The sequence below is a fragment of the Drouetiella sp. genome, assembly GCF_059504425.1.
Window position 1 is genome coordinate 1 of record NZ_JCACIN010000108.1, and the last position, 12162, is coordinate 12162.

Here is a 12162-nt window from a genome sequence, read left to right on the forward strand (position 1 = left end):
CTGCGGGTGAAGCGGCTCCTGTGGCTATCACTGCTCCTGCCATCAACGGCTAGAGACGAGTCAGTCTACCTCCTGAGTTAGATTTCGAAGCGCTCTCCCAAAGGAGGGCGCTTTTTGATTTGGCAATTTTGTTTCTATTGCAGAGAAGCTTTGCAATAGCCTTCGATCGCTAGTTTTCCTTGCTCCCAAATCCCTCTTCCAGAATGGCATCAATAGCAGTCATTACTATTTCCTGTCATTAAAGCCAGAATAAGATAGCCCCCAAGTAGCGAACTTGGTCTATGTTGATGAACCAGGTATGGCTGGCGATTGCCAGCCAGCATCTGTGCAGCTTTGAGTAGGGGCAGCTTTGAGTGGGGGTAGACAAACATCTACCCCTGCGTTTTTTCTACTTTTTCTAAAGGCTATGCTAAATCTTAGTCAGCCTTGAATTTAGAGGTGATCCGCTTCATTGCTTCATCGACATTGGCGCGGCTGTTGAATGCCGAAATGCGGAAATAGCCTTCCCCGGCAGCACCAAATCCTGAGCCAGGGGTACCAACCACGTTGCAGCCATGCAGCAACTTGTCGAAAAAGTCCCAGCTTGTCAACCCATGAGGCGTTTGTACCCAAGCATAGGGCGCATCGACTCCGCCATAAACCTGGAATCCGGCGGCAGTGAGCTGTTCGCGGATAATTCTGGCGTTTTCCATATAAAAGCTGACCAGCGCGTTGATTTGTGCTTGCCCTGCCGGAGAGTAGACCGCCTCTGCGCCGCGCTGAACAATGTAAGATACACCGTTAAACTTAGTAGACTGACGGCGGTTCCAGAGTTTCCATACCTCCACCTCAGAGCCGTCGGCAGCTTTGCCCATTAGCGTTTTGGGCACGACCGTCAGGGCACAGCGGGTACCCGTAAATCCGGCGTTCTTAGAGAAAGAGCGAAACTCGATCGCACAATCTCTGGCTCCCTCAATTTCATAAATCGAGTGGGGCAGGTCAGAGTTGGTGATGAAAGCCTCGTAAGCTGCGTCAAAGAAGATGATAGAGCCATGGGTTTTAGCATAATCTACCCAAGCTTGCAGATGGGCGCGGCTGGCGGTGGCTCCGGTAGGATTGTTGGGGAAACAGAGGTAGATGAGGTCTACCTTTTGGCTAGGAATTTCTGCCGTAAAACCGTTTTCAGCAGAGATAGGGAGATAGACTAAACCGCCATATTCGCCGCGATCGTTTGCTTCTCCAGTATGTCCTGCCATAACATTGGTATCGACATAGACGGGATAGACCGGATCGGTGACGGCGATCGTATTATTTGCCCCAAAGATATCGAGAATATTGCCGCAGTCGCACTTAGAGCCGTCAGAAATGAAAATCTCTGAGGCATCAATATCGCAGCCGCGAGCTTGAAAGTCGTGACGGGCGATTGCTTCCCGCAGCCACGCATAGCCCTGCTCTGGCCCATAGCCCTGGAAGGTGGCGCGATCGCCCATCTCCTCAACGGCTTTGATCATGGCAGTCCGGCAGGCTTCTGGCAAAGGCTCGGTGACATCACCAATGCCGAGACGAATAATGTTTGCCTCTGGGTTGGCGGCAGCGAAGGCGTTGACTCGGCGGGCAATTTCGGGAAATAGGTAGCCTGCTTTGAGCTTAAGGTAGTTGTCGTTAATAGTTGCCATGGAGGAATCTCGGAGAAATCTCGCGTGAGTGGATATGAGCGATATGAGCGACGTATAGCAAACGCCAAGGCGATTAGGACGGGGACATTGATGGTGGGGCGCGAAGCGCCCCACCATCAATGTCCCAAGCAAGCTGGCGATAGCCATAACACTGGGCGACGTAACATAGTTTATCTCTATCCGCTCTAATCATCTTTTCTTTACGATCGCATTAAAACTCATCGCAGGTTGGTAAACTGTTTCCAGTGCAAATCCCAGTGCGAATGCCAATTCTCTAGATGCCTATGCCCCCCCTTGTTGCTAATTACTACCTGACCTACCGCTGCAATGCCCGTTGCCACTTTTGCGATATTTGGGCGCTAGAACCGAAGCAAGAAGCAAGCTTTGAAACCATTCAGCACAACTTGCGCGACCTCAAACGTTTGGGCGTGAAGTACATAGACTTTACGGGGGGTGAGCCGCTGCTGCGATCGGACGTAGACAAAATTTTTGCCGAGGCTAAGCGTCAGGGATTTTTGACCAGCATGACCACCAACACGATTCTTTACCCTAAGCGGGCAAAAGAGATGCAGGGTTTGGTGGATTTCCTCAATTTCTCGCTAGATGGGGGCGATGCCGAAACCCACGACCAGTCGCGAGGCGTAAAAATCTTTGACACACTGGTAGAATCCGTCGAGATTGCTCAGTCCTTGGGCGAATTCCCGGTGTTGAATCACACCGTCACTGCACAAAATTTTACCCGCATCGGCGAAGTGGCAGAGCTGGGTGAGAAGCTGGGCGCACGGATCTGGCTCAATCCGGCATTTACGGCTCACGAGCATTACAACAACAAGAAAAATCCCACGCCCGAACTGGTAAAGGCGATCGAGGCTTCCGCCAGACAGTATCGGAATGTTGGCTACAATAAGGCTGCCCTTGCATTTATTGAAGCGGGTGGCAACGATACCCAAAATCCCCGATGCAAAGCGGTAGATGCAGTAATTGCAATTTCGCCCAACGATGAGCTGCTGCTGCCCTGCTATCACTTTGCCCAAGCCGGACTTGCCATTGAAGGAAAGCTGTACGATATGTACCGCGAATCGGAAGTGGTAGAGAGCTACCGCCAATCTCAGGGAAAACTGTCAGTCTGCGAAGGCTGTACGGTGTGGTGCTACCTCATCCCTAGCTTCTTCAAGGGTTTAGACAAATACTGGTTCCTTAATCAAATGACCTATGCCGGAGAATTCCTGGCGCGAAAGCGATTTATCCAACGATCCGCTAAGCAACGTTCCAAACAGTCCGCTGAACAGTCCGATAAACAGCTCACTCCGGTCTGAGTTTCTCTCTGATCCAGAAAGTGAGATAGATAACAGCCCTTATCTACAGGGGCTAGAGGGGCGCAGACGCAAAGCCGCGATCGCCCTTACCGCTATCTGGAGCAGCACGATCGCTCTGCACCTATTTGCCTGGGGCTATTGGCTCGTGCTGGGGTTAACAACAGTCATGGGCATTCATGCGCTGCGGCTGATTTTTGCCCGCTCTCTGCTGCCGATCGATCCGCTGTCGGGCGACCCAGAAGACTATCCCTATGTCTCGCTGATGGTTGCCGCAAAGAACGAGGAGGCAGTGGTGCGATCGCTGGTGCAAGACCTCTGCAATTTGGATTATCCCACCAGCCGCTACGACTTTTGGATCATTGACGATGCCAGCACTGACCGCACGGCGCTGCTACTCGATCGTTTGGCTCAAGAATATCAGCAGCTTAACGTTGTTCACCGTCTGCCCAGCTCCGGTGGCGGCAAGTCGGGGGCACTTAATCAGGTGCTGCCCCTAACGCAGGGTGAAATCATTGCTGTGTTTGATGCCGATGCCCATGTGCCCAGTAATTTGCTGCGGCAGGTGGTGCCGATGTTCCAGCGATCGCAGCTTGGAGCAGTACAGGTGCGAAAGGCGATCGCCAATGCTTCTACCAATCTCTGGACACGCGGACAGGAAGCCGAGATGGCGCTGGATAGCTTTATTCAGCAGCGGCGGATTGCTCTGGGCGGCATTGGTGAATTGCGCGGCAACGGCCAATTTGTCCGGCGATCGGCGTTAGAGCGTTGCGGCGGCTGGAATGAGGAAACCATCACAGATGATCTAGATCTAACGCTACGGCTGCACCTCGATCAGTGGGATATTGATTTGCTGCTGCACCCGGCAGTGGGCGAGGAAGGCGTGACGCGGGGCATAGGACTGTGGCACCAGCGCAATCGCTGGGCAGAGGGTGGCTACCAGCGCTATCTCGACTACTGGCGGCTAATTGTCCGTAACCGTCTGGGAACGCGCAAAACTACCGATCTATTTCTGTTTTGGCTGACGCAGTATGCGCTGCCCACGGCTGCTGTGCCAGATTTTGTGATGGCGATCGCTCGGAGTTCTTCGCCGATGCTGCTGCCTGTCACCAGCCTCACGGTGACGCTCTCGATGCTGGGTATGTTTGTCGGCATGAGGCGTACCCGGATTGTAGGACAGGAGAGTCGCCGCAAACGCATCCCGCTATCGGTATTGATGACGCTGATCCACACGCTGTTTGGCGCGTTCTATATGCTGCACTGGATGCCCGTGATTGCCAGTACCACTGCCCGGATGTCTATTCGTCCAAAACGCTTGAAATGGGTAAAAACAGTGCATCAGGGCAGCAATGAAGTCTGGCTAGATGTGTTGCCAGACGAGGGTTAGCACCCTTATCTCCGAGCGGCTAGGATACGACCGGGCGACATTCAGACAGGGTTTCATGCAGACTCACCACAGAGCCAATCACCGCGATCGCCGGAGCCTCAAAGCCTGACTCTTCGATCTGATGGAGAATACTGCCCAGTGTTCCGACTAATTCCTGCTGATCGGCGCGGGTACCCCACCGCACTAAGGCGATCGGCGTATTGGTCGCCAGCCCTGCCAGCAAGAGCTGGGCAGTAATATAGGACATATTGTGGATGCCCATGTAGATGACGATCGTTTCAGAACCTTGGGCGATCGCTTTCCAGTTGACCGCAGGGCGATATTTGCCCGCCGACTCATGCCCGGTTACAAAGGTTACAGACGAGCTATGGGCACGATGGGTTAGGGGAATTCCGGCATAGGCAGGAGCAGCAATACCAGAGGTGATGCCTGGAATGACTTCGACTGGGACACCTGCCCTGACCAAATCCTCCATTTCTTCACCTCCCCGCCCGAAGACAAACGGATCGCCACCCTTAAGCCGTACAACGATCGCATGAGTCTGAGCTTTCTCAATCAAAAGCTGAGTCGTTTCATCTTGTACCAGCGAGTGTCGTCCCCGCCGCTTTCCCGCATGAATCTGCTCTGCATGGGGATTAATCATTGCCACAATTTGAGGGCTAACCAGCGCATCATAAATTACGACATCGGCGCATTCTAGAAGCGTTTTCCCTTTAACGGTCATTAAGCCCGGATCGCCCGGTCCTGCCCCCAGCAGGTACACCTTCCCTAAAAAATGCTGCATGTAAAACTCTGGAATAGACTGAAGACTTCTAATATAGGCTACGTCCTAGCAGATTCGCGAACCGTATTGAAGGCTTCATTTGATTTGGCGATCGCCTCAACCACAAAGCTAGCTAGCTTTACCGTCGCACCCCTAGGCGGAGTCCACCGTAGATCAACGTTAGGCAACTGCTGAGCTAGTTCTTGAACAGATTGAGCAATTGCATCAGTGATGCCGCCTTCAAACAGGAAGTACGGCAGAATATCGATTTGAGTACAGCTTTGACCCACCAGAAGATGAATCTGATCCGGCAAGCTGGGAGCAACAGACCAGTAGGCAGGTAAAGCCCCTAGCTGAGCTGCGATCGCTTCCATGGCCTGATTTCCACCCACGCGGCGGCTTCCATGTCCCAGCAAAACTCGTCCTTGCTCAGGAATGCCAAAACCAGAAGCGAAATCAAGCCAAAACTCTTGCAAATGGGGATGGCTACCGAGATAGGGACAGATTTCAAGCGCGATCTTGCCCTCCAACTTCTGCTCAGCGATCGCCACTTCTGCCGGAATATCTTCCACCACATGTACTCCTGGCAGCAAAAAAATAGGCACAATGTATAGGTGCTGGCAGCCCAGAGTAACGGCACGCTCGGCAAACTGCTGAATTTGCTGATGAAGAGGCGAAGCTAGCTCTAAGACGGCTGCTTCCACAATCGAGGCTGTAGGCAATTGCCCTCCAGCCTTCATCAAGTCGTTTTGCGAAAGCTGCTGCGCCACCATCTCTGCCAAACGTGCCATCTCAACTTGAGGTCGCGGATCGCGGCTGCCATGAGACACTAAAAGATATGCTGAAGGAAAATGTGTCAATGCCATTTCTTTTAAGTGCCATCCAGAGGTATGAATCATTGATTTACAAGAATCAAGCTTCTTCCTATTCTCTAACTTCTTAAGCTCTGCTAAGTATAAAGCAGCGATTCTTGTCTAACTCAGGATTCTTCCGACTTCTCAAGCGATGCAGGCTTGTGTGCCGCTTCTTTGCCCGTCTTTTCACTCTCTACAAGATATTGCGGATTTTCTTCAGAGGCAGCAACATGATGACTTTTAATGTCTGTTGGCTGCGTCAGCTTCTTCTTGATTTCTCCAACGGTCTTGCCATTCGATGTCTCCCACTCAACGCGATCGCCCTTCTTAAATTCTTCTGTCATATTTTTTCTCAAATTCAGCTCATTTCAAATTTGTTTACCAAAGCATTTAGCGCAAGCTTTGGCTTAAATACTTGAATACTTCGGCTCAATTATTAGTCAGCCACATTTAATCCTAAAGTTTATCTATCTCAAGGTAGGGTTGATAACCTTTGTTGAGAAACAACGATCACGCTACATACTCTCTAATTCAAATAGTAAGCCCTGTTGAATACAGCTTTAGCTAGAGGGAAAAGTGGAGGGCGATCGTTAACGTAAGAGAAAGACATCCTATAAAAGTCTGTGTTTGCACAGATAAGGAGCTTTTGAACTTCATTCCTTGACTCTAACTGAGACATTTTAGATGACAGAAGATAAGCCCGACTTGGGAGAAAAAGCGCTAGGCAAAGTTGTAGAGTTAGGCATCAATAGCCAACTTGATGAAGCAGAGAAGCTAGATGTAGTGATCCGGACTGATCCAGCTAAATTAGTTCAGGGTAAAGTTGACTCTGTGGCTATTTCGGGTGCGGGTCTAGTGATGAAGCAAGACCTGCGCATGGAATCGGTGGAGGTAAGCACAAGTAGCGTTGAGATAAACCCGATTAGCCTAGCATTTGGCAAAGTTGAGTTGACACAATCTACAGATGCCCAAGCTCAACTCGTCCTGACAGAAACTGATCTAAATCGTGCACTAGCATCAGAGTACTTGCATAGCAGAATGCAAAATGTAGAGATACACATAGATGGAGAATCAAGGGCGATCGATATTCAACAAGTCCAAGTAAGTTTGTTGGATGATAATGCTTTATCTATCAAAGCTGATCTTTTTCAGCAGAATTCTTCAGAGAAGATAAGCTTCTCAGCGATTGCAAAACCTTCCCTTCAAGACAATGGACAGCGGATTGCGCTAGAAATTCTTTCTGCAGAAGGTCAAGGTCTTTCTTTGGTGCTTGCGAAAGCTCTGTTTGAACGAATTATGGAGCTGCTAGAGTTCCGCAATTTTGATATTCAAGGCGTGACGTTTTGGCTTAAAGAACTGCATGTCAGGAAGGGCAAATTAGTAATTCAGGCAACGTCGGTTATTGATCAGTTTCCAGCGCTTTAGGCTTGCCTTTTCAAGAAAAAATTTGCTCAAATGGATCAGTAGTTATCAAGGAGAAAATCTATATCAATTCTCTTCTTTGATTTTTGATATGCTGCTATTTTTCGATAATTCTCAAGCGATTACCCCTTGGGAGAGATGTAGAAATTCTCTGTTTCTTGGAGAATTCAGTCAACTTAATATCTGGGGCAAGACCATGACACAGACTCCTAACATACCACCGTTGATTGAGAGTAACGAAGAGGAATATCGAGATAGCGGCATTCCCAGCACTGTTGCAGTTGCAGGTCATCCCCTCCATCCCCTAATTGTTACTTTCCCGCTTGCATTTTTAGTGGGAGCTTTGGGTACGGATTTAGGCTATTGGTTAACAGCAGACGCTTTTTGGGCAAGAGCATCGCTTTGGTTGCTTGGGTCAGGGTTTGTTAGCGGTCTTGTAGCTGCTCTCTCTGGAATGCTAGATTTTGTAAAAATCGATCGCGTTCGCAAACGGCGTGCAGGTTGGGCGCATATGATCGGTAATGTTGCTGCCTTAACTTTAACTTTGATCAATTGGCTGCTGCGTTGGAATGATCCAGCTGATGCAATAGTTCCTATTGGCTTAGTTCTCTCTTTAATTGTGGCATCTCTACTAGGAATTACAGGATGGTATGGAGCAGAATTAGTTTATCGCCATAAGGTGGCAGTTATTGGCTATAGCGATCGCCGAGAGGCTTAGGAGCAAAAGATAGCATTACAAGAAAGGGGGCAATTAATCTGCCTCCTTTTTTGTAAACGTGAGCATCGATAAACATAAATCAATTCTAAAAAGCAGGTCTGATATGAGAGGTTGACACTCTGCTCACAAAAATTATTCAAATTCAAATACGCACTCGATCGTTTTTTGACGCTGTTGCTTGCAGGTATCAAATCGAGATTGAGCATGCCCCACAAGTAGTACTACACCAGCAACAAAGGCGATGAGAAAAACAGTGTTCCCTTTCATAAAACTCTAATTCTTACGAACAACGATAGGCACCAGAAGGCTCATACTTTTAGCTAATCACAGATTCGATGAAGAAATCGTTCATTCTATCTTGAAGTTTTGATGAACTGATTGCTCAAGCAATATGATGATCGTTGTAACGGCACTTATTTTTTGCGATCGCCCTATCCTTTAAAAATGCTATAAAGCCTCTAAAATGCTGTGCTATGTCCAGCATTTTAGAGGCTTTATAAAGAACTTATACCAATTTAAATTGATGAGGCGGCAGATAATTTTTGAGAGCCGCGCACTGCGCGGCTCTCAAAAATTATCTGCCCTGTTTGGGTCTTAAATTGGTATTAATAGAAGTCTATGTCAGATAGAGCTGCGTTAGGCAAAGCTACATCAGATAATGACAAACTGTGTAGAGCTGATGGTATCCATAGACTTGTTTTGCAATGTCACCAGCGTCGCAAACTGATCACCTTTACCACTGCCGTCTGCATCAACTTGCACTTCTGTACTGCTGCCAACCTGTACCAGTTTCGTGAACTGATGGAAGCGCGCAAACGGTGTGCCACCTGCAAAAGCAGGCTGGGCAAAGATTTTTCTTAGATCAATGCGATCGCTACTCTCAAAATCAGTGATTAGATCTGTGCCATCTGCCACGCTATTGAAGACGAAAGTATCCTTGCCAGCACCGCCCACTAGGGTATCAGTACCCGCGCCACCCACCAACACATCGTCACCTCCTTGACCTAGCAGACGATCGTTGCCTATACCGCCCGATAGCTGATCATTATCTTTTCCAGCGTACAGGGCATCATCGCCGCTGCCGCCATTCAGGATATCTCGACCTGCGCCAGAATAGAGCTGATCATTTCCTGCGCCACCGTCTAAAATATCTCGCCCAAACTTCGCGGCACCGTAGCCACTGAAGATACGATCGTTGCCATCTCCGCCCCGAAGAACATCGTTGTCATAGCTGCCTTTGATAGTCTCCGATCGCTTGGAGCCTTTGTGTCGCAGACCAAGCTTGCCGCCCTTAAATTGAATCACGGGTAGCGCGATGCCAGTTTTGCCCTTAATCCAGCCAGTGTCGGTGTCAGATGTCAGAGTATTACCCGCTATGTCGATGATATTGCTGGAAGTGAGTAAGAGGCTGTATTTGCCGTCCGATACAGTCAGAGGCTGCAAATTACCCAATGTCCAAGTGATGTTATCGAGAGTCGTCAGCGTAGCTCCAGTCAGAGGAATAGAACTTCCGTCACGACTAAATTTCAGGTCGCTGAGGTCAAAATTAGCAACGGCTTCACTAAAGCGTAAAGTCAGGGTACCGACCAATGGATCGATCGTGCTATCGCGGGCATCCGGGCTGACGCTTAGCACTAAGCTAGTAGCAGGTTTAGTATCAATCTGTAGATTCAAGTCGCCAGAAGTTGGGCTAACATTCCCAGCCTTATCCGTTGCTTTAACGCTGAGCTTATAGCTGCCGTCTGCCAACGGAGTTTTGGGTGTAAAGCTCCAGTTGCCTAAACTATCTACTTGAGTGGTACCTAAAGAGACTGTTCCAGTAAAGATTTCGATCGTGCTGCCTGCTTCTCCGGTACCCATGACGGTAGGAGCATTGTTCTTCGTAATACCATCGCTGTTCGAGAATCCGGTATCGCTGCTAATCGCCAAAGACGTGACAGGCGCTGTAGGCGGTGTGCTATCAAAAGTGCGGCTAAGCTGAGCAGCAGCAGTATTATCATTCCCTGCAATGTCTTGAGCGGCTCCGGCTCCCACATCGACCGTGATACCTCCATTGCCTGCCGGAGTCACCGTAAAGGTATAGGTGGTATTAGAAACAGGGGTAAAGTTGCTGACGCTACCGTTGCCGATCGCCAGATCTGCTGCCGTAAAATCTGTTACCCCCTGGCTGAAGGTCGCTGTGACCGTGAAAGGCGCGTTGACATCGGCGGGTGCAGGTGAACTTAAGGCGATCGTGGGCAATGTCGTGTCAATTTCTACTGTCAGTGCCGGACTGCTAGCCACATTGCCAGCCACATCCAGGGTCGTTGCCGTGAAACCATAGATGCCGTCTGCCAAGGGGGTGCTGGCGTAATCAAATAGCCAGTCTCCAGCTCCATCTGCTGTGGTTGTGCCGATAGCTGTGCCACCTTGAAGAATGGCGATCGTACTGTTAGCAACGGCTGTTCCACTGAATAATAGGGTGTTGTCACGGGTAATACCATCGCCTATTATGCCGCTATCGGTATCAAACCCAGAAATAATGGGAGAGCTGGGGGGTGTTGTGTCAATCTCGACATCAAAGGCAGTAGAGAAGACGCTGACATTGCCCACTGAATCGGCTGTTGTCGCAGTAAAACTATAGGCACCGTCGGCTAACACCGTGCCTGTGTAGTCAAATGCCCAACTGCCGCTAGCGTCGGTTGGGGCAGTGCCTATAGCAATGCTGCCTTGGAAAATCGTAATGGTGCTATCGGCTTCGGCAGTACCGTTCAGGATGAGCGTATTGTCGTTGGTGATGCGATCGCCAGAAATGCCACTATCGGCGCTAAGGCTGACAATCACAGGTGAAGCGGGTGGAGTCGTATCGACAGTAATGGTAAACGCAGCAGAATCCAGACTGATATTTCCTGCTGTGTCGGTGGCAGTGGCGGTGAGGTCATGAGAGCCATCAGCCAAGGGAATGGTAGTGTAGTCAAACGCCCAGTTGCCACTGACATCGGCTGTGGTTGTGCCCAGAGAAAAACTATTGCGGTAGACTCGAACGGTCGTATTAGCCTCAGCTGTTCCACTGATGATAAGTCGGTTATCGTTCGTAATCCGATCTCCGGGAGTGCCTGTGTCATCGGTAATAGCCGTTACCACAGGGGCAGCTGGGGCGGCTGCATCAACTTTGATGAGGAATGCCGTAGAAGCCGCGCTGATATTGCCAGCCGCATCCATGGTTTTGCTGGTGAAACTATAGGTACCGTCGGCTAAAGGCGTACTGGTGTGGTCGAATAGCCAGTCTCCAGCGCCATCAGCAATTGTGGTGCCCATGGACACTCCATCTTGAAAGACTTCCACCTGACTATTGGCTTCAGCAGTACCGCCCAAAATTAGGGTGTTGTCATTGGTAATGCCGTCTCCAGGTATGTCGCTGTCGGTCGTGATATCGATAATAGTGGGAGCCACAGGAACAACCGTGTCGATCGTGACATCAAAGACGGTACTGATCGGGCTGACATTGCCAGCAACATCCGTAGTTGTCGTGGTAAAAGCATAAGTGCCATCTGTCAGAAGCGTGCCTGTGTAGTCAAATGACCATTTGCCTGTCGCGTCAGTGATAGTAGTGCCAATGGATGTACTGTCTCGAAAGACCTCGATTAGGCTGTTGGCTTCGGCTGTACCGTTGAGGATCAGGGTGTTGTCATTGGTAATGCCGTCATCCGCCACACCTGCATCCGTGCTGATACCGCTCACGATCGCCTCACCAGGAGCCAGTGTGTCAATTGTGGCATTCAGTGCCGCAGAAGCCACGCTAGTGTTGCCTGTAGCATCGGTGGCGGTGGCGGTGAAGGCATAGCTGCCGTCGGCTAAGGGGGTTGAGGTGTAATCAAACGACCAGTTTCCAGTGGCATCAGCCGTAGCCGTACCAATCGCCCCTCCATCAAGAAAAACTTGAATGGCGCTGTTGGCTTCGGCCGTGCCATCGAGGATAAGCGTATTATCTTGGGTGATAAAGTCGTTGGGCGCACCGCTGTCGTCGGTAATGGCAGCTACAACAGGAGCGGCAGGCAAGGCAGTGTCGAT

At 50.0% G+C, this 12162-nt stretch carries 10 protein-coding genes; 5 read left to right on the forward strand and 5 right to left on the reverse strand.

Translation table 11 applies throughout. The annotated features are described in order from the left end of the window. Positions 1-416: 416 nt before the first annotated feature. Positions 417-1655: an LL-diaminopimelate aminotransferase gene (locus AC5JMP_RS24145; RefSeq protein WP_495854052.1), complete on the reverse strand. Its 1239-nt coding sequence runs from the start codon at positions 1653-1655 to the stop codon at positions 417-419. Between the two features lie 24 nt (positions 1656-1679). On the opposite strand from AC5JMP_RS24145, the gene AC5JMP_RS24150 reads away from it, so the two are divergent. From AC5JMP_RS24150 to AC5JMP_RS24160, 3 genes are all read left to right on the forward strand, one after another. Next, positions 1680-1844 carry a hypothetical protein gene (locus AC5JMP_RS24150; RefSeq protein WP_495854053.1) on the forward strand — a complete coding sequence of 55 codons (165 nt, stop codon included), beginning with the start codon at positions 1680-1682 and terminating at the stop codon, positions 1842-1844. 95 nt (positions 1845-1939) lie between these two features. Next, entirely contained in the window at positions 1940-2971 is a 1032-nt protein-coding gene (locus tag AC5JMP_RS24155) for a radical SAM protein (protein ID WP_495854054.1), read from the forward strand. Further along, positions 2868-4355 (forward strand): glycosyltransferase family 2 protein, encoded by a 1488-nt coding sequence (locus AC5JMP_RS24160; protein WP_495854055.1) that lies wholly within the window; start codon positions 2868-2870, stop codon positions 4353-4355. Before AC5JMP_RS24155 ends, AC5JMP_RS24160 begins: the two co-directional genes overlap by 104 nt. Before the next feature lie 19 nt (positions 4356-4374). Here the strand turns inward: AC5JMP_RS24160 and cobA are convergent, their stop codons facing one another. The 3 genes from cobA to AC5JMP_RS24175 all read right to left on the reverse strand — a co-directional run bounded on the left by cobA (position 4375) and on the right by AC5JMP_RS24175 (position 6316). Next, the gene (gene cobA, locus AC5JMP_RS24165) at positions 4375-5139 is read right to left on the reverse strand and encodes a uroporphyrinogen-III C-methyltransferase (RefSeq protein ID WP_495854056.1); all 765 of its coding nucleotides are present in this window, start codon (positions 5137-5139) and stop codon (positions 4375-4377) included. Between the two features lie 38 nt (positions 5140-5177). Then, positions 5178-6017 carry a sirohydrochlorin chelatase gene (locus AC5JMP_RS24170; protein ID WP_495854057.1) on the reverse strand — a complete coding sequence of 280 codons (840 nt, stop codon included), beginning with the start codon at positions 6015-6017 and terminating at the stop codon, positions 5178-5180. Between the two features lie 80 nt (positions 6018-6097). Next, complete coding sequence (locus tag AC5JMP_RS24175; protein ID WP_495854058.1) at positions 6098-6316, reverse strand: hypervirulence associated TUDOR domain-containing protein; 219 nt, start codon at positions 6314-6316, stop codon at positions 6098-6100. Between the two features lie 361 nt (positions 6317-6677). Here AC5JMP_RS24175 and AC5JMP_RS24180 point away from each other — a divergent pair, with 361 nt between their 5' ends. Both AC5JMP_RS24180 and AC5JMP_RS24185 read left to right on the forward strand, forming a co-directional pair. Beyond that, complete coding sequence (locus tag AC5JMP_RS24180) at positions 6678-7397, forward strand: LmeA family phospholipid-binding protein (RefSeq protein WP_495854059.1); 720 nt, start codon at positions 6678-6680, stop codon at positions 7395-7397. 193 nt (positions 7398-7590) lie between these two features. Further along, positions 7591-8112, forward strand: coding sequence for a DUF2231 domain-containing protein (locus tag AC5JMP_RS24185; protein WP_495854062.1), 522 nt, complete (start codon positions 7591-7593; stop codon positions 8110-8112). Positions 8113-8763: 651 nt separating this feature from the next. On the opposite strand, the gene AC5JMP_RS24190 is transcribed toward AC5JMP_RS24185, so the two are convergent. Continuing rightward, positions 8764-12162: Ig-like domain-containing protein (locus tag AC5JMP_RS24190; protein ID WP_495854060.1), on the reverse strand; the 3399-nt coding region annotated here is incomplete at its 5' end.

Bases quoted from the DNA above. Each gene is read 5' to 3' on its own strand.
- AC5JMP_RS24145 (WP_495854052.1), bottom strand. From the start codon at position 1,655: ATGGCAACTATTAACGACAACTACCTTAAGCTCAAAGCAGGCTACCTA.
- AC5JMP_RS24155 (WP_495854054.1), top strand. From the start codon at position 1,940: ATGCCCCCCCTTGTTGCTAATTACTACCTGACCTACCGCTGCAATGCC.
- AC5JMP_RS24160 (WP_495854055.1), top strand. From the start codon at position 2,868: ATGCCGGAGAATTCCTGGCGCGAAAGCGATTTATCCAACGATCCGCTA.
- cobA (WP_495854056.1), bottom strand. From the start codon at position 5,139: ATGCAGCATTTTTTAGGGAAGGTGTACCTGCTGGGGGCAGGACCGGGC.
- AC5JMP_RS24170 (WP_495854057.1), bottom strand. From the start codon at position 6,017: ATGATTCATACCTCTGGATGGCACTTAAAAGAAATGGCATTGACACAT.
- AC5JMP_RS24175 (WP_495854058.1), bottom strand. From the start codon at position 6,316: ATGACAGAAGAATTTAAGAAGGGCGATCGCGTTGAGTGGGAGACATCG.
- AC5JMP_RS24185 (WP_495854062.1), top strand. From the start codon at position 7,591: ATGACACAGACTCCTAACATACCACCGTTGATTGAGAGTAACGAAGAG.